Origin of the sequence: Oleidesulfovibrio sp. (assembly GCF_047973035.1) — a bacterium.
Lineage (GTDB): Bacteria > Desulfobacterota > Desulfovibrionia > Desulfovibrionales > Desulfovibrionaceae > Oleidesulfovibrio.
The window spans coordinates 119,147-135,632 of record NZ_JBKEBF010000012.1 but is presented as its reverse complement, the minus strand read 5'-3'; the positions used below and the strand labels follow the sequence as shown (position 1 = coordinate 135,632).

Below are 16,486 nucleotides of genomic sequence, written 5' to 3'. Positions count from 1 at the left end.
TGTTACCATTAGGTATTGGGCGAGGGCACAAGGTGCCCTCTTCTTTTGGAGAGAATAGCAGCGGGAAAAAGATGTTAAAAATTACTGCAAGGAAAATGAACCATACCTTTGTGTTGTTCTTTCTTCTTGAATTGCAAAGCAAAACAGACTAAATAGATTGCCGCCGCCTAGTTGTCGGGACGCTTTTCCGGTAATAACAGCGGTGCCGGTTCAATGCCGGAGTGCAGTCTGTAAACGGCGCAAGGCTTGTGCCGCTTGCTTTTTATGCGGCTGTCAGGCATTGTCTCCTTTTGGTTTCACCTGAAAGTAATCCTTGACTCGGACCCTACCTTTTTTCTAAGAAGGTCCGTTCATTTTTTTGTAAGGAGTGTCCCATGAAAAGAACGTATCAACCGAGCAAAATTCGTCGGGCGAGAACTCACGGGTTTCGTGCTCGTTCCAGCAGCCCCAGTGGCCGTGCTATTCTGCGTCGCAGAAGAGCCAAGGGCAGAGCTAAGCTGTCCGCATAGTGCTGGCTCGACCCAATCGTTTGACACGGCGGCCTGACTATGTAGCCTGCTACAATACAGGCCGCCGTTACTTTTCCAAGCATTTCATCGTGTTCGCCCTTGAGCGTCAGGACACTGCGCCAGTGTGGCGCTACGGGCTCGCCGTGAGTCGCAAGGTGGGAAACGCTGTTCGCAGAAACCGGACAAAGCGCGTTCTCAGAGAATTTTTTCGCCTGTATCAAGATGAGATGCCGGGGGGCATGGACTTGGTTGTTGTGCCCAAGCGTCGCCTCGACCCCAAGCGTGTCTCGCTGGATTTAGTAGTACAGGAGCTTTTGCCTCTTGTCTGCGGAATCCGCGACAGCCAAAGCTGCGAGGCCAGTGACGGAACGCCATGAACATCGAACTGCGCAAAATCGCAATCCTTCCTATCCGGTTCTATCAGCGTTTCATATCGCCGCTTTTCCCGCCGTCATGCCGTTTTGTACCTTCCTGTTCCGCGTATGCAGCGGAAGCTCTATTGCGGCATGGCATCATCAAGGGCGGAGCCCTTGCCTTCTGGCGCATTCTCCGGTGCAATCCTCTGTGCGCCGGCGGCTATGACCCCGTTCCCGAATCCAGAGATCAAGACGCAAAACGCGTCAGGAGCTGTTGACGTCACATGGAAAACAAGCGTCCCATAATCGCCGTAGTGCTCAGCCTTTTTGTGCTGATCGGCTGGTCTTACCTTTCTGAGTTCATGGGCTGGGCACCTGCACCTGCCCCTAAAGAAACCGCTGCAGTGGAGCAGACTGCCGACGTGCAGAAAAATGTTCCCGCAGCCGAACAGGTTGTGGCTCCTGCCACTGTTTCTTCTTTTGTGCCCACTGAAGGCCGCGAAGTTACAGTTGATACACCGCTGTACTCTGCTGTGTTCCACAGTCAGGGCGGTGTGCTGAAGCACTTCAAGCTGAAAAAATACAAAGACACCATTGAGGAAGATTCGCCTCTGGTCGAGCTGATTTCTGATAAAGCAGCCGGCAAAGCCCCCATGGGTATTCTGATGAACGGTCAGCCCACATGGAAGCTGGCCAGCTGGCAGTTTGACGGTTCCGACCTGAAACTGGACGGCAGCGATAAAGGCCAACTGGTTTTCGTGGGAGAACTGGAAGGCGTCCGTTTTGAAAGAACGTTGACTTTCGACCCTGCCAGCTATCTGATTTCAGAAAATGTCCGCATGATGGACACCACCGGCGTAAGTCGTGACTTCCGCCTTGGCGTTACCATGAGCACAGGCTCTCTGAGTCCCGAGGGCGGTGCCTACAACCTGACCCGCCTTGCCTGGTATCAGGACGGTTTTGACGAAGAAACTTCCGCTGACGACCTGACAGAAAAGGGCGTGCAGGTAGAGAATAACATCAGCTGGGGCGGCGTGATGTGCAACTACTTCATGGCTGTCATGGCTCCTGCTGATACTGCTTCGTTGTTTAAGGGACTGCTTGAAGATGGTGTGTACCGCAGCGTGGTTGAGAAAAATGGCGTTGCGGTGGCTGCACACGGCACTACTGATTTTGCCATCGACTACTACATCGGCCCCAAGGAAAGCGACAGACTTGCCGCCATGCCTGATAAGCTTAGCGAAACGCTGAACTACGGCTGGTTTACTTTTCTTGCCAAGCCCTTGGTATCCGGTCTTAAATTCTTTTACTCCTATGTGGGTAACTATGGCGTAGCCATTATCTTTCTGACTATTTTGGTAAAGCTGCTGTTCTGGCCGCTGTCCCAGAAAAGTTACAAGTCCATGGAGCAGATGAAACGACTCCAGCCCATGGTTCAGAAAATCAAAGAAAAGTACGGCGATGACCGCCAGCGTATGAATCAGGAGGTCATGGAACTGTACAAGACTTATAAGGTTAACCCTGCCGGCGGCTGCCTGCCGATGCTGCTGCAGATCCCTGTATTTCTGGGACTGTATCAGGGCCTGCTCAACGCCATCGAACTGCGTCATGCGCCTTTTATTGCGCATCTGCCGTTCACGGATATCGTTTGGCTGGCTGACCTTTCGGCTGCAGATCCGTTCTGGATCACCCCTATCGTGATGGGCGCCACCATGCTGTTGCAGCAGCGCCTTACTCCCGCGCCGGCTGACCCCACTCAGGCGAAGATCATGATGTTCATGCCCGTTATCTTTACTGTCATGTTCCTCAACTTCCCCGCAGGACTCGTTGTCTACTGGTTGGTCAACAACGTGCTGTCTATCGGTCAGCAGTGGTTGATGCTCCGTAAGTCCTAAGTTTCGCCTGACAACTGCGTTTCGACTTCGAGGTAATAAATGGATGGATTTAAGGAGTTTCAGGGCAAAAGTCTTGATGATGCCATTAGGGAGGCATGCAGGCACTTTGATACAGAAAGGGAGAAACTGGAAATTGATATCCTGAATGATGCCAAGACCGGTATCTTCGGTCTGGTAGGGGCCAGAAAGGCCCGCATCAGGGCAAGAAGGATGTCTTTTGACCACCCTGTAGCTGATAAACGTGCCCGTAATGCCGGAACAATGTCGCGTGAAGAGTCTGCTTCCAAACAGGCAGACTTTAAGAAGAAGGAGCGCGATAACAGAGATTCCGGTAAACAAGTTGCAAAAGAAACAGCCAAAGAGACTGTAAAAGAACAGGCTCAGGCTGACCGTAAAGTAGAAAATGAAGCTGCACCTGAGCGTGCAGAGACTGCTTTCGAAGACCACTCCGCTGCATCTCAGGATCAGGAAGGTAAGTCTCGCAACCGCTCCCGCAGAGGCAGCCGTGGCAGAAAGGACGGTGAAGCCCGCGCAGAAGCCGGTAAGGCTGAAGGCTCCAAGCTTGCAGCCCGTGGTGGAAACCGTAACCGTCATAAGCCTGCTCAGGACGAATCTGTTGCCGAAGCGTCGGATGCTCCTCGTGAAGCTGCAGACGCAGCCGGAGAAGAGAAGGACGAAAACGGTCAGAGCCGTGCGCGTAAGCGCCGCCCCCGTCCACGTCGTAAAAACGGCGGAACAAGAGGCGAAAGCGCAGCTCGTACCGAAGGTTCGGATTCCCGTTTTTTCGGTAAAGATGCATCCGGTCCTGCTGGTGACGACGGTGAGCTTGACGACAATGGTGATAGCTACAACGGCGACGACTATAACGGTGACCACTCTGTAGAAGTGAACCTTGCTGATCTTGATCAGGATAAGGTGATCTCTCTTGTGCAGGAAACTGTTGAAAAGCTGATTCTGCCTGTTATCGGTGAAGTGAAGCTTGCTGCTCGCGTCGAAGATAATCGCGTTAAGGTGCTGGTTGATTGCGGTGATAATTCCGGCCTGTTGATTGGTCGTGAAGGGCAGACTCTGGCTTCGTTCCAGTATCTTGCGAACCGTATTGTCGCCAAGGAGCTGGGCGCACCTGTGCGCATTCAGCTTGATACCGGTGATTACCGCGAGCGGCAGGACGAAAAACTGCGCGATCTTGCCCTGCACCTTGCAGACAGGGCCAAAAACCTTGGCAAGCCGCAGTCTACTCGTCCTTTGAGCTCCTATCACAGACGCATAGTGCATCTGGCTTTGCAGGAAGATGACGGAATCCAGACCCGCAGCAAGGGCGAAGGTCCTATGAAGCGGGTGGTTATCCTGCCCAGACGCAAGGGCTAGTCCCGACCACTGACAATCCTGAGCGGAGGGAAGTCCTGTTGGATTTTCCTCCGCTTTTTTGTGCCATGCTTAAATGATGCGACAATCCTTCCGCCAGCCGTCTTGCATTGTCCTTGGTGGGGCGTATAGTGTCTTAATACTTTTGCTGACTTCTTTCATATCAGGAACGGAATATGACCCAGCCTGCAACCACTGATACCATTGCCGCTATTGCAACGCCTCTTGGGCAGGGCGGTGTAGGTATCATCCGTATAAGCGGTCCTGAGAGCCACCGTATTCTCTGCCAGCTTTTTGTCTCGTCCAACGCTGCTTTCAAGGGGTTCTGCCCGCGTGTGCTGCATCATGGCCGTGTTCATGATGGCTGTGCTCACGGTGGCACAGAGCCTCATATGCTTGACGATGTACTGGCTGTACACATGCCGGCCCCGAATACCTTTACAGGTGAAGACGTTGTGGAAATCAACTGTCATGGCGGACCTGCCATCCTTGCTGCTGTACTGGATGCAGTGCTGAAAAAAGGGGCCAGACCGGCGGCACATGGTGAGTTTACCAAAAGGGCTTTTTTAAACGGACGAATGGACCTGACGCAGGCCGAGGCTGTAGCTGAGATGATTGCCGCGCCCGCCAGTGAAGGTGTCCGTCTTGCACAAGCGCGACTTAACGGCATGCTGGGGCAGTATATCAGCGCTCTGCGTGAAAGACTTGAACTCGTTCGGGTCCAACTGTGCGTAGCGGTGGACTTTCCCGACGACGAGGTAGAATGCCTTGCCCCTGAAGAGTTTATGAGTTCTGTGGATGAAGCATCACACTCTATCCGTACACTTATCGGTAACTATGAGCGGGCCCGCTGCTGGCGTGAAGGTGCGCAGGTTGTGCTTGCAGGGCAGGTGAATGCCGGTAAATCCAGCCTGATGAACGCTATGCTGGGCAGACGCCGTGCGATTGTTACAGATGTTCCGGGTACGACCAGAGATTTTCTGGAAGAAAGCATCGTGCTGGACGGGTTGTCTGTCCGCCTTGTGGATACGGCAGGACTGCGCGAAACGGGTGATATTGTAGAGCAGGAAGGCGTGCGGATGAGCCGCGACCTTGCAGCGCAGGCTGATCTTGTATTGCTGGTTGTGGATGCAACAAGGGGCATCGGGACGCATGAGTCTGAACTCCTTGCAGGCATGAAAGCCGGAAGCGCGCTGGTTGTGCTGAATAAAGCTGAGCTGCTGTCGGAAGAAGACAAGAGCCGCCTGCAAAGCGAACTGGCTCCATGGCCTGTAGTTGCCATCTCCGCTAAGCAGGGACAGGGTATCGACGTGCTTTCATCTAAAGTGCGTGAGATGGTTCTGGAGCGAAGCGGTGCGGCTGCTGCTGAAGCGACAACATCGGACCTTGCTCCCAACCTGCGCCAGACGGAAGCCCTTCGCCGAGCACTGGAAGAGCTGGAAGCCCTTTCGGCGGATATAGATGCTGGTGTTCCATATGACCTTGCCGGAGTCCGGCTGGAAACGGTCTGTGCTGTGCTTACAGAAATTACAGGTGAGACCACGCCTGATGAAATTCTGAACAAGATTTTTGATTCTTTCTGCATAGGAAAATAAGCTGCACAGCCAAAAGCTCGTCGGTATCCGGCGGGCTTTTTTGTTTTTAAAAAGCCGGATGTGATGTGCGTCACAGTTCAGGGCACTACGCAATGGCAGCATCAATTTGCCTCACCAGAACTATAAGGAATAAAACGGATGTCCGACTTTGCATCAGATACAGTTGTTACAACGGCCTGCCGTAGCGCTCAGGGGCTAAATTGTCGTTTTGGCCTGTTCATGCCCCATAACTTTCTTGCGCGTGTACAGGGCGTAATAACGGATAGCGGATGGGATGGATTTCTGAAGGACAATTTGCGCGGTCCTGTGCGCCAGCATCATGCGTTCAAGGTAGCAGTCAGCGGATGTCCCAATGGCTGCGCAAGGCCGCACATCGCCGATGTGGGGATAATTCGTGTATGCAGGCCGCAGGTCGACGTGAGTTTATGTTCCGGTTGCGGTCGTTGTGCTGCTGCGTGTCCGGATGCTGCAATTACGATGAGCGAAGATATACCGCAATTTGACAGAGCGCTGTGCATTGATTGCGGGCAGTGTCTGATGCGGTGTCCGGAACAAGCCCTTTTTTGTGATCCAGAAGGGTTTAAGGTTGTTATGGGAGGGCAGCTGGGCCGGCATCCGAGGCTTGCAACGCAAGTTGGCGGAATAGTGGACGACAAGACCGCTCTGTGTATGCTTGCGCGGGCAATGGAATTTTACATGCAGCATTACAGGAACGGCCTGCGGTTCGGTGCGCTGCTGCGTGAAAGGCAACAGGAGCTTGAAGCCTATGTCCAGCACTCATGCGGATAACACTGCGGTAAGGCCGTCTTCACTTTTTTTGCTGCCTCTGCTGCCGTGTCTTGCTTTGCTGCTGTTCGCCGCACACTATGTGCGCCTGCACGAATGGTGGCAGGCAGTCGGAATTCTGTTTGTCAGCGGTCTGGTATGGGGACGTTCGGCATGGATGCGCTTTGTCGGTGCAGCAGTATTGATGCTCGCCGGCTATGAATGGGCGCGGACTGCATCGTTGCTTATTCTAGGGCGTATGGAAGTGGCAGCGGACTGGCAGCGTCTGGCTCTTATTATGGGCTGTGTTATTCTGTTTACCTGTGCGGGCATGTTGATACTGCTCAGCAGCAGGGCTGCTAAGCGGTTTTATCGTTATGAATCCACTGGTGTCATGCAGGCAGCCGCATTCATGCTGACAGTCTGCCTGCTGTGGCTGACACGTGAAAAAGCAGCCGCAATAACTCCGCTGCTGGCAGATAGAATTGCGGCAGGTGCTGGTTGGCTGCAGATGGTGTTGACAGGTACTTATGCTGCATGGATAAGCCGCCTGTTGTTTGAGCCGAAGGTGGCTGTCAAAGTACGCCCGCGTATATGGGCGTTGTTTTCTGTTGTGTTTTTCGGGCAGCTGGTATTGGGGCTGCTGGGACTGGATATTCTGCTTATGACGGGCAAGCTGCACCTGCCTGTTCCTGCGCTTATTGTTGCGGCTCCGCTTTTCAGGGGAGACGGCTTTTTTATGCTGGGCCTGTTTGCTTTTTCAGTGTTGTTGCTTGGCCCTGCGTGGTGCAGCCACCTGTGTTATATCGGAGCATGGGATGATGCCTGCAGCAGAATCAAGAAAAAGCGGGGCAAGCCTGTATCCCGACGTGCGAGGGTGTTGTACCGCAGCCTCATTGCAGTGTTGGTGTTCGGCGCAGCAATACTGATGCGTGCCGCCGGAGTGTCTACACTCGTGGCAGTGCTGGCTGCAGCGTTATTCGGGATTGGTGGTATCGGCACTATGCTGGCGATAAGCAGTAAGGCCGGTATGATGGTGCATTGTACTACATGGTGCCCTATGGGCCTTATTGCCAATATCGCCGGTAAGATTGCCCCCTGGCGTCTGCGTGTAAACAGCAACTGCACCCGCTGTAAAGCGTGTCTGGCAAAGTGCCGCTATTCCGCACTGAGTGAAGATGCATTGGAGCGTGGCAGGCCGAAGTTGACGTGCACTTTATGCCGCGACTGCATGTCGGCATGCCGTCATGGAGCACTTTCCATCACTCTGTTCGGACGTGAGAGTGGTACAGTGCAGGCTGTTTTTTGTGCTTTTGCTGCATCCTTACATGCTGTTTTTCTGGTTGTTGCGCGTATGTAACTACAGTTTGTTGGCCATAGGGGTTTACGGAACGGGGCGGCATCATGTATTAGAACGCCGCCGGCTATTTCCGGCAATTAACTACCGGAACCCTATTTCATGAAAAATATCCCAGAAAAATACAAAAGAAAATATAGTAAGGAAGAGATCAACGCCTTGCCGCTAAGGCGGTATTCCGGCCCTGTTTCGCTTGTTCGGACTGAAGAAGAACTAGAAGCTGCGCTTACTGACCTGCGCAACGAAGAGTTGATCGGGTTTGATACTGAAACCCGCCCCACATTTCGCAAAGGCAAAATGAACCTGCCCTCACTTATCCAGTTTGCTTCGCAAGAGACTGTGTACTTGATTCATCTCGGATGGGTACCTTTCAGTGAAGGCATCAAGGAGATTTTGTCTGATTCGGACATTGTCAAGACCGGTGTGGCCGTGCGGGATGATATCAAGGATTTGAAAAAGCTGGCAGATTTTAATGATGCCGCAGTAGTTGATCTGGGCGAAGTCGCCCGTGAGCTTGGCATGGAAACCCATGGTCTGCGTAATCTGGCTGCCAATCTGCTGGAGTTTCGGATTTCGAAGGCTGCGCAGTGTTCCAACTGGAGCAACCTTGAATTGTCTCGGCAGCAGATAAACTATGCCGCGACAGACGCATGGGTGAGCAGAGAAATTCATCTGCGCATGCGCGAACTGGGCTTGGTAACATTCTAGCCACAATTAACCGTTCATTTGTGCCGTTAAGGGACAAAACGACAGCCGCTCTGTATTTGCAGGGCGGCTGTCGTTTTTGTTACGACCTGAGTAAAATTTGTGTTACACACATTTTACGGACAGTATTATACCATAAAATAGTTCTGTTTTTGCAAGTCATTAAGCTTGCGTCACCTGATTGTAACTATGCACTCTTTAAATTGTAACTCTGGCATGTTGTAAGGCTGGTCGTAACGAACCGGAGGCGAAGACCATATGTCGAATGAAAGACTGCTCGTTGTGGAAGATGACGAGGATATCCTGCAGCTGCTTACTTTTACATTGGAATCTGCCGGGTTTGATGTTCTGGCAGCCTCTGACGGAAGAAGCGGACTGGAACTGGCAATGCGGGAGCAGCCGGAGATGGTTATTCTTGATTTGATGCTCCCGGGCATGAGCGGGCTGGACGTATGTAAGGAGCTTAAGCGACTTCCCGCCACAGCGGAAACACCGGTGATAATGCTGACAGCGCGGGGTGAAGAAGTTGACCGGATTGTCGGCCTTGAGTTGGGAGCCGATGACTACGTGGTCAAGCCGTTCAGCCCCCGTGAGTTGGTGCTTCGTATCAAGGCTGTGCTTAAGCGGGGAGCACCCGCATCAGCGCCGGAGCCTGAAGAGCGGACCCGCTGGCAGGTAAAGGGCCTCAGTCTTGATCTGGAAGCACACCGTGTGGAAATTGACGGCGAAGAGACGCAGCTTACCGCGACCGAGTTCAAGCTGCTTTCAGAGTTGGTCCGCAACCGTGGCAGAGTACGGACCCGTGACCAGTTGCTGAACACGGTGTGGGGTTATGAATTTGAAGGGTATGCGAGAACCGTGGACACGCATGTGCGGCGTCTGCGTCAGAAGATAGGTGACTATGCCGCATATGTTGAAACAATTCGTGGCGTGGGTTACCGATTCAGAGAGTAACCGGAGAAACAGAATTATATTATGGCTACCGCAACAAAGATGTACGCAAAAGGGCTCGATTTTTTTTACGGAGATTTCAAGGCCCTGCACGACATCGATATCGAGTTTGAAAACAATCAGGTAACAGCCCTTATCGGTCCTTCCGGATGCGGTAAAAGTACATTTTTACGCTGTCTGAACCGCATGAATGATCTGATTGCCATTTCGCGGGTTCAAGGTGAAATCTGTCTTGATGGCGCAAATATTTACGCCCCTCAGGTGGATGTAGTGGAATTGCGTCGCCGTGTGGGGATGGTTTTTCAGAAGCCTAATCCGTTTCCGAAAACAATTTACGAAAATGTGGCCTACGGGCTGCGCGTGAATGGTGTGAAAGATAAAGAATGTCTGGCAGGAAAAGTAGAGCAGAGCCTGCGACATGCTGCCTTGTGGGACGAAGTGAAAGACCGGCTGCATGATTCGGCATTAGGTCTTTCCGGCGGGCAGCAGCAGCGCCTCTGCATTGCCCGGGCATTGGCTGTGGAGCCCGAAGTATTGCTGATGGATGAGCCTGCATCGGCGCTAGACCCCATTGCCACTCAGAAGATTGAAGAACTTATCCATACTCTTAAGCAGAATTACACCATTATAATAGTGACTCACAGTATGCAGCAGGCTGCCCGCGTTTCCGATGTGACTGCATTTTTTTACATGGGCCGCCTTATTGAATCAGGCAACACCGAAGTCATATTTACACGCCCCGGTAATAAGCAGACTGAAGACTACATCACCGGCCGGTTCGGCTAGTAGGAGTATACATGGCTACGGGTACACATTTTCATCAGGAACTTGCTACTCTCCGTGTCAAAGTGCTTGAAATGGCAACGCTGGCACTGCGAAATCTTGAAACTGCCATTAAAGCGCTGCATGAGCGCGATTATGAACTTGCACAGTATGTTATCGATCATGACTGCGATATTAACCGGCTTGAATGCGAGATTGATGATCTGAGCCTGCGCCTGCTTGCGCTTGAGCAGCCTATGGCGGTCGACTTGCGGACGATTGTGGGTATACAGCGTGTTAACGTAAATCTTGAACGTGTTGGTGACGAAGCTGTGAACATTGCGGAAAAAGCAATGTTTCTGGCTTCACGCCCCGTATTGCCCTTCAGCGAACAGCTGGAAGAACTGGCAGAAGTTGCCAGAACCATGTTTGTACATTCTCTGACCTGCTTCAAAGATAACAATGTAGAAGCTGCGTATGAAGTGTGTCGTATGGATTTAAAGTGCAATGCGTTGGAAGTTGACCTGCTGAAAGGCCTTATGGACTATATGTCCAAAGAAAGTCCCGCAGTGGAGCGCGCAGTACATACCATTCTTATTTCCCGAGCGCTTGAGCGTGTCGGTGACCTTTCTACGAACATAGCTGAAGCAGTGGTATTTATTGTGGACGGCGACAACATCAAGCATCGTTTTTTTGATTAAGCGATTAGTACAAAGAAAGTAAAAAGCGGCTCAGGAGAGCCGCTTTTTTTGTTTCAGCCTGACGTGTGGAGTGCATGCTGCACCCAGGCAGTATGAAAAGCCTATATCCGGTTACGCTGCCCTTTGTCTGTACAGCTTGATGGTATATTTGGCCACAGCGATAATTTCTTCCAGCTTTGGAAATGTTGACGCCTGTGCAGGGGGCTCCTGGACAACGGGGCCGGTATCCAGCAGACGCTTGCGTAGGGGATGAGCGCGGGCAGGCCCTGCAATTGTTTCTACTGCATCGCAAATCTGTTCCATTGTTCTTTCCGGCGATTCTGTAAACTGACATGCCCGTGCGATGCATTCATGTAGTCTGACTTCTGGTGTCAGAGTGGTGCCGTGCAAGAATGCTCCTGCTGCGGCGTGCAGGTTGCCCTGACGGACAAGGTTTGCCGCACTTTGCAGCATAGGGTTGGTGGCACTGCCTGCCACCTCCATCAACTTTGCAAACACGTTACGAGCTTCGCGAAAGCGCTCTTGCCTGAGATGGGCTTCGCCGGAAAGTTTCAGGCATTTATGATAATTGGGCATATTGCCTTTTGCCTTCCAGCAGCGGGCCATTCCTGAATATGCATCCGCGTGCAGGGCGTTAATGCGCACGGCATTGCCAAATGCCTCAAGAGCACTGTCATAGTCGCTATGTGACAGGTGCTCCATCCCTTTTGCAAACAGTTCCTCATCAGGCGAGCTATTTCTGGTTATTACACTGGCAAAAGCTGCAAGCGCTTCATCAAAAGCCTCTTTGCAAAGCGTGGTCTCTGCCTTGTTCATCAATGCGCCAGCTTGCCTTGTACGCTGCATGATACCGCGGGCACGTTTGATCTGCGTGGCAAAGCTGTCAACGGTATACGGCCGTAACAAAAAGCCGCAGCAGCCTGTCTGGAGTACCTTAACAACGGTTTCCCGTGTGGCGGAAGATGCCATGAAGATGATGGGAATGCTGCTGAGTAGCGGATGCTTTGCCATTATGGCTGCAAACTCCAGCCCTGATATGTCATCCAGCACCTCATCACATAAAATGAGATCCGCAGGCGGAATATGGTTGTTTTCGGTGTGCAGTCTTGTAGCCTGCAAATCGAGCCACTTTGCAGTCCGGATGCCGGAGCCGAATGTTTCCACCGTGCGGATACCGCACTGACGCAAGGTTGCCTTATCCAGCGAGGCAACACCATTATGCGGTGTCAGTACCAGCGCTCTGTATTGTGCGGCAGCTATAGCTGCCGCAACAGGATCAGAGGCCTGATGTGCGACAGAATTAGTATTCCGGTATTGTATCTGATGCATGATTGTCAGCCCTTTGCATGGCTGCCCATAGAGGGGAGAAGGGCGGCCGTTGCTGCAAATCATATCGGCATTTGCGGGCCGATTCTTTAGCCTGATGATACTGCAGAAAAAGAAAAACGCCCGCTGTGCGGGCGCTTAGTGGATTTTTCTATCCCCATGCGTGGCATGCCAATGTAAACAGTGCCAGAATGGAAAGAAAACCTGTCGCAATATACAGGCGCTCGAATGACATGTTTCCCCCGGGTTGATGGTCTTGCTCCATCCCCTCCCGTGTCCGAGCCTATTTATAAAGCGGAATTACCTTGGCGACACGCTGGCCCATCGCCACTGTAGGACGTTCCGGTTTGCGCACGGCTGTGCGTTCTTGTCCGAAATGGCTTGCGCAGTGGTTGCAACGCCATTGACCTTCCTGCTGGGAAAGCCGTACCAGCAGGCCTTCCTTGTTATAGCATTCAGGACAAAACGGGCCTTGTCTGATACTGCCCGTATGCAGCCAATAACTATTGCCGTCGAAGACAAGGTTTTTTGAAATGTACAAAATGTCTTCATATTCCTGAATCTGAGCCCGCAGGGATGTATTTTCGTCACAGGCAGCTACATAGTTAGATTGTAACTCCTGCAAAAGGCTGCGGGCTTCATCGGGACGGCCTTTCAGGTACAGTTCATGAACCTGTTTAAAGCGATAGTAATCAAGCATGAGTGTTCTCCGCCAGAGTCCGGCTAGCGGACTGTTATGCACTCTGTCACACCCTATGCAATCGGTAGGTTCCTGACTTTCTTTAGGCTGCAAAAAGAAAAAGCCCGCATCCTTTTCAGGATGCGGGCTTTTTAGCGTGTGTTTTCAGTTAACTGTGGCTTTCTTCCGTTCCGGAGTTTTTCTCCATACCTATAAAGAATGAAAGCAGTGCCGGTATGACAAACACAGTGAACAGCGTGGAGATGGCAAGGCCGCCGAGCACGACAGCACCCAGACCGCGGTACAGTTCCGACCCTGGGCCGGGGGCAACAACCAGAGGCAACATGCCGAACAGTGATGTCGTTGCACTCATATAAATGGGGCGCAGACGTGTGCGTACAGATTCGCGGATGGCCGTCTGTGGCTCCATGTTCAGTTCACGAATGTTATTCAGAGACTGGTGCACGATGAGGATTGCGTTGTTTACCACTACGCCTATCAAGATGATAAATCCGAGCATGGTCAATACATCCATAGGCTGGGGGGCAATGAATATGTTTTCAAGGCGCAGGCCTATGATGCCGCCCGCAGCTGCAAGCGGTATGGTAAACATAATAAGCATGGGATACACAAAGTTGCCGAAAAGAGCCGACATCAACAGGTATGTGATGGCGAGTGCCAGCAGGAAGTTCCATTGCAGCGCTTCCCGTGTCTGTGTCAGTTTGTCGGCAGCACCGGAAATGGAATACTTGATTCCGGCAAGCGGCCCCTGAGCCAGCTTGGGAATAATGTCGTTTTCAATCTGTTCCATAGCCTGCTGCAGCGGAATGTGAGCAGGAGGGGTAACCTGCAGGGTTACAGTCCGCTGTCTTTCAAGGTGCCTGATCTGCGTTATGCCGTAAGTACGCACCAGATCGGCCAGTGAGGAAACAGGCACTGTTCCGCCGGCAGGGGTGGCAATCAGCGCTCTGTAAACAGCTTCAGGCGTGTTCAGTTGCTCACCTTCAGCCTTGATGACAAGATCGACTTTCTTTTTACCTTCTTCTTTAAACTCGCTCACCTTTCTGCCGTCCATAAGCACATCAACGGCAATACCCAGATCGCTTGCGCTCATTCCTGCAGCGCGCAGACGTTCTCTGTCGGGGATAAGACGGACTTCGGGGAACAACAGTTCAAGCGAGGGCAGAGGGCGTATCTGTGCGCCCGGAATTTCACCCATCAAAGTGCCGAACAATGCTCCGGCACCGCCTACCAGCTGATTCAGATCAGAAGCACGCAGGTCGACCTCGATGGTGCGGCCTTTGCCAAGCGATGTCTGGAAGATACCAGCCTGCAAGCTTACCCCGAACATGCCGGGGATGGTATTCATAATGCGGCTGAACATGGGAATGAGTTCACCTGCCCGCTGTTCATGCACACTGGTGGCGCCGAACAGCATAAAGTCCGGTGCACCCACATAGAAAAGGCTGTGAATGGCAGGGATGCCGTCCGCCTCTTTTTTGATGTGCGGTTCTGCCTGTGAATAAATGTACTGTCCGATCTGCTCCCGTTCTTCCAGAGAAAGACCGGGGGGCGGAATAAGAATGGAAAGCACGAGGTTTCTGTTGCCTTGTGGAAGGTATTCCATTTTAGGAAAGAAAATAGCTGCAGAACCGACTGAAATGGTTGTCAGCAGCAGAATGGTTATTAGCTTGGTCAGTGCATTCTTTAGGGCCAAGTCTACCAGAGCCATCATAAAGCGTGAGAAGCCGTTTCCGATGGTGGTGATGACTTTTATGCCTCTGGGGCCGTCTTTACGCTTCGACCTTGAAAAGAAAAGATTGGCCAGCATGGGAATGACAGAGATGGACACAAAGAGCGACAACGTGATGGCGCAGGTAACAGCAATGGCGATATCTTTAAACAGCTGGCCTGCTTCCTGTTCAATGAACACAACAGGAAGAAAAACCGCGACGGTTGTCAGGGTAGACGCAAGAACCGCCCCCCATACTTCACGTGTGCCGTCATAAGCCGCAAGAAACGGGTTTTTACCCATACTGCGGTGCCTGTCGATGTTTTCCAATACAACGATGGCGTTATCCACCAGCATACCCACGGCAAATGAGATACCGGCAAGGCTGACTACGTTCAGGTTGCGCCCGAGCGCACTCATAAAGATAAAGGTGCCTACCACCGAGATGGGAATGGCAACCGCTACAATAACAGTTGAAGAGGCTGACTGCAGAAAGACCAGCAACACGCATATTGCCAGCAGACCGCCGATAAGTATGTTCTGTTGTACCAGACTGATGGCGCCGTTAATATAAGGGCGTTGGTCAGAAGACCAGTCAAAGTACAGTCCGTTTTCTTTCAGAATAGTTTCGTTCAGCTGATTTACGGCTGCCTCAGTGTCGTTTGTAACTTCCAGTACGTTTGCACCCGGTTCGGCTTTGACAGCGCAGACAATGCCCGCCTGCCCGTTGTGCTGAATTGAAACGTTACGTTCTGCATAGCCGAAACCTACCCGTGCGACATCACCAACGCGAATCCGGTGCTGGCCTGTGGACTGGATAACTACCCGTTCAATTTCTTCGGGAGAAGAAAAGCTGCCTACTGTGCGGATACGGTATTCGCGGCGTCCGACATCAAGGTTGCCGGCTGAAATATTGACGTTTTCAGCCGCAAGAACATTACGAAGATCGTTAATGGTAAGACCGTGTGCTGCAAGACGGATGGGGTCGATGATAACCTGCATTTCCCGCTCTGTGCCGCCGTAAACCATAAGCTCGGCCACACCTTCCACGCGCTCAAGGTCCTGTCTTACTTCGTCTTCAAAGAACGTGCGGTATGTATCGATTCCTTTCGGGTTATCCGGCAGAGTCTTCAATACCATCCAGATAATAGGAGATGCAGAGGCGCCGGTGGCGGAAATGATGGGCCTGTCTACGTTTTCAGGATATGAAGGGACTTCATCCAGCTTGTTTGAAACGCGCAGAACTGCATCATCAAGGTCCGTACCGACGGAAAAACGCAGGGTGATTTCCCCCTGTCCGTTGGAGGCCGTACTTTCCATCGTCTGCAGGCCGCTTACGCCCTTCAGGGCCTTTTCCTGCTCTTCGATGATGTCACGTTCAATTTCGTACGGGGTGGCTCCTGTCCATGATGTACGGACAGTAATTTCCGGCTCAGTTACAGTCGGGCTGAGTTGATAGGGCATTCCTAACAGGCCGATGACGCCGAACAGGGCTACAAGGATAACTCCGACGAGTATGGAAACAGGCTTGCGGATGGAAAATTGTATGAAGTCCATGAATAGTCCGGTTTTTCTAGTGAAAGTAAACACTGGATTCATACATGAATGCCTGTATGAAATAAAGGGAAAGCGAAGCGTTATCTGGGGCGGGGAAAGAGTGCTGCCAGATACGTTGAAATGTACCGATGGTATATGTTGTTCAGTTAAACAGCTAGCCGTTATCGTATGTGATGAAGGGATTGTCCGCTCTCTGCATCAGAGGGTATGAAAGAACACCCGATGCGTACG

Annotated in this window: 15 protein-coding genes; 12 read left to right on the top strand and 3 right to left on the bottom strand. The window is 52.0% G+C overall.

Going from position 1 to position 16,486, the window contains the following annotated elements:
* Positions 1–374 precede the first annotated feature (374 nt).
* From rpmH to phoU, 12 genes are all read left to right on the top strand, one after another.
* Entirely contained in the window at positions 375–509 is a 135-nt protein-coding gene (rpmH, locus tag ACK5LI_RS03770; protein ID WP_416946373.1) for a 50S ribosomal protein L34, read from the top strand.
* On the top strand, positions 509–886 hold the full coding sequence (rnpA, locus tag ACK5LI_RS03765) for a ribonuclease P protein component (RefSeq protein ID WP_416946371.1): 378 nt from the start codon (positions 509–511) through the stop codon (positions 884–886). Before rpmH ends, rnpA begins: the two co-directional genes overlap by 1 nt.
* A complete protein-coding gene (gene yidD / locus ACK5LI_RS03760) occupies positions 883–1,143 on the top strand; it encodes a membrane protein insertion efficiency factor YidD (protein ID WP_416946369.1) in 261 nt (86 codons plus the stop codon). The genes rnpA and yidD overlap by 4 nt, the downstream gene beginning before the upstream one ends.
* Before the next feature lie 6 nt (positions 1,144–1,149).
* Positions 1,150–2,760, top strand: coding sequence for a membrane protein insertase YidC (gene yidC / locus ACK5LI_RS03755; protein WP_416946367.1), 1,611 nt, complete (start codon positions 1,150–1,152; stop codon positions 2,758–2,760).
* A gap of 39 nt (positions 2,761–2,799) precedes the next feature.
* Positions 2,800–4,128: a R3H domain-containing nucleic acid-binding protein gene (locus tag ACK5LI_RS03750; RefSeq protein ID WP_416946365.1), complete on the top strand. Its 1,329-nt coding sequence runs from the start codon at positions 2,800–2,802 to the stop codon at positions 4,126–4,128.
* A 173-nt stretch (positions 4,129–4,301) separates the two neighbouring features.
* Positions 4,302–5,720: a tRNA uridine-5-carboxymethylaminomethyl(34) synthesis GTPase MnmE gene (gene mnmE, locus ACK5LI_RS03745; RefSeq protein WP_416946363.1), complete on the top strand. Its 1,419-nt coding sequence runs from the start codon at positions 4,302–4,304 to the stop codon at positions 5,718–5,720.
* 138 nt (positions 5,721–5,858) lie between these two features.
* On the top strand, positions 5,859–6,509 hold the full coding sequence (locus tag ACK5LI_RS03740; protein ID WP_416946361.1) for a 4Fe-4S binding protein: 651 nt from the start codon (positions 5,859–5,861) through the stop codon (positions 6,507–6,509).
* Positions 6,487–7,845 carry a 4Fe-4S binding protein gene (locus ACK5LI_RS03735; protein WP_416946359.1) on the top strand — a complete coding sequence of 453 codons (1,359 nt, stop codon included), beginning with the start codon at positions 6,487–6,489 and terminating at the stop codon, positions 7,843–7,845. The genes ACK5LI_RS03740 and ACK5LI_RS03735 overlap by 23 nt, the downstream gene beginning before the upstream one ends.
* Positions 7,846–7,944: 99 nt before the next feature.
* Positions 7,945–8,550, top strand: coding sequence for a 3'-5' exonuclease (locus tag ACK5LI_RS03730; RefSeq protein WP_416946357.1), 606 nt, complete (start codon positions 7,945–7,947; stop codon positions 8,548–8,550).
* Positions 8,551–8,805: 255 nt separating this feature from the next.
* Complete coding sequence (locus tag ACK5LI_RS03725) at positions 8,806–9,501, top strand: response regulator (RefSeq protein ID WP_416946355.1); 696 nt, start codon at positions 8,806–8,808, stop codon at positions 9,499–9,501.
* A gap of 21 nt (positions 9,502–9,522) precedes the next feature.
* Entirely contained in the window at positions 9,523–10,284 is a 762-nt protein-coding gene (gene pstB / locus ACK5LI_RS03720; protein ID WP_416946353.1) for a phosphate ABC transporter ATP-binding protein PstB, read from the top strand.
* An 11-nt stretch (positions 10,285–10,295) separates the two neighbouring features.
* The gene (phoU, locus tag ACK5LI_RS03715; protein WP_416946351.1) at positions 10,296–10,961 is read left to right on the top strand and encodes a phosphate signaling complex protein PhoU; all 666 of its coding nucleotides are present in this window, start codon (positions 10,296–10,298) and stop codon (positions 10,959–10,961) included.
* A 111-nt stretch (positions 10,962–11,072) separates the two neighbouring features.
* Here phoU and ACK5LI_RS03710 read toward each other — a convergent pair whose 3' ends face one another.
* The 3 genes from ACK5LI_RS03710 to ACK5LI_RS03700 all read right to left on the bottom strand — a co-directional run bounded on the left by ACK5LI_RS03710 (position 11,073) and on the right by ACK5LI_RS03700 (position 16,255).
* The gene (locus ACK5LI_RS03710; protein ID WP_416946349.1) at positions 11,073–12,290 is read right to left on the bottom strand and encodes a response regulator; all 1,218 of its coding nucleotides are present in this window, start codon (positions 12,288–12,290) and stop codon (positions 11,073–11,075) included.
* A 280-nt stretch (positions 12,291–12,570) separates the two neighbouring features.
* The gene (locus ACK5LI_RS03705) at positions 12,571–12,987 is read right to left on the bottom strand and encodes a hypothetical protein (protein WP_416946347.1); all 417 of its coding nucleotides are present in this window, start codon (positions 12,985–12,987) and stop codon (positions 12,571–12,573) included.
* A 148-nt stretch (positions 12,988–13,135) separates the two neighbouring features.
* Entirely contained in the window at positions 13,136–16,255 is a 3,120-nt protein-coding gene (locus ACK5LI_RS03700) for an efflux RND transporter permease subunit (RefSeq protein WP_416946345.1), read from the bottom strand.
* Between the last annotated feature and the right edge of the window lie 231 nt (positions 16,256–16,486).

Bases quoted from the DNA above. Each gene is read 5' to 3' on its own strand.
- ACK5LI_RS03700 (WP_416946345.1), bottom strand. From the start codon at position 16,255: ATGGACTTCATACAATTTTCCATCCGCAAGCCTGTTTCCATACTCGTC.
- pstB (WP_416946353.1), top strand. From the start codon at position 9,523: ATGGCTACCGCAACAAAGATGTACGCAAAAGGGCTCGATTTTTTTTAC.
- ACK5LI_RS03730 (WP_416946357.1), top strand. From the start codon at position 7,945: ATGAAAAATATCCCAGAAAAATACAAAAGAAAATATAGTAAGGAAGAG.
- ACK5LI_RS03750 (WP_416946365.1), top strand. From the start codon at position 2,800: ATGGATGGATTTAAGGAGTTTCAGGGCAAAAGTCTTGATGATGCCATT.
- rpmH (WP_416946373.1), top strand. From the start codon at position 375: ATGAAAAGAACGTATCAACCGAGCAAAATTCGTCGGGCGAGAACTCAC.
- ACK5LI_RS03705 (WP_416946347.1), bottom strand. From the start codon at position 12,987: ATGCTTGATTACTATCGCTTTAAACAGGTTCATGAACTGTACCTGAAA.
- yidC (WP_416946367.1), top strand. From the start codon at position 1,150: ATGGAAAACAAGCGTCCCATAATCGCCGTAGTGCTCAGCCTTTTTGTG.
- ACK5LI_RS03710 (WP_416946349.1), bottom strand. From the start codon at position 12,290: ATGCATCAGATACAATACCGGAATACTAATTCTGTCGCACATCAGGCC.
- phoU (WP_416946351.1), top strand. From the start codon at position 10,296: ATGGCTACGGGTACACATTTTCATCAGGAACTTGCTACTCTCCGTGTC.
- ACK5LI_RS03740 (WP_416946361.1), top strand. From the start codon at position 5,859: ATGTCCGACTTTGCATCAGATACAGTTGTTACAACGGCCTGCCGTAGC.
- ACK5LI_RS03735 (WP_416946359.1), top strand. From the start codon at position 6,487: ATGTCCAGCACTCATGCGGATAACACTGCGGTAAGGCCGTCTTCACTT.
- yidD (WP_416946369.1), top strand. From the start codon at position 883: ATGAACATCGAACTGCGCAAAATCGCAATCCTTCCTATCCGGTTCTAT.
- ACK5LI_RS03725 (WP_416946355.1), top strand. From the start codon at position 8,806: ATGTCGAATGAAAGACTGCTCGTTGTGGAAGATGACGAGGATATCCTG.
- mnmE (WP_416946363.1), top strand. From the start codon at position 4,302: ATGACCCAGCCTGCAACCACTGATACCATTGCCGCTATTGCAACGCCT.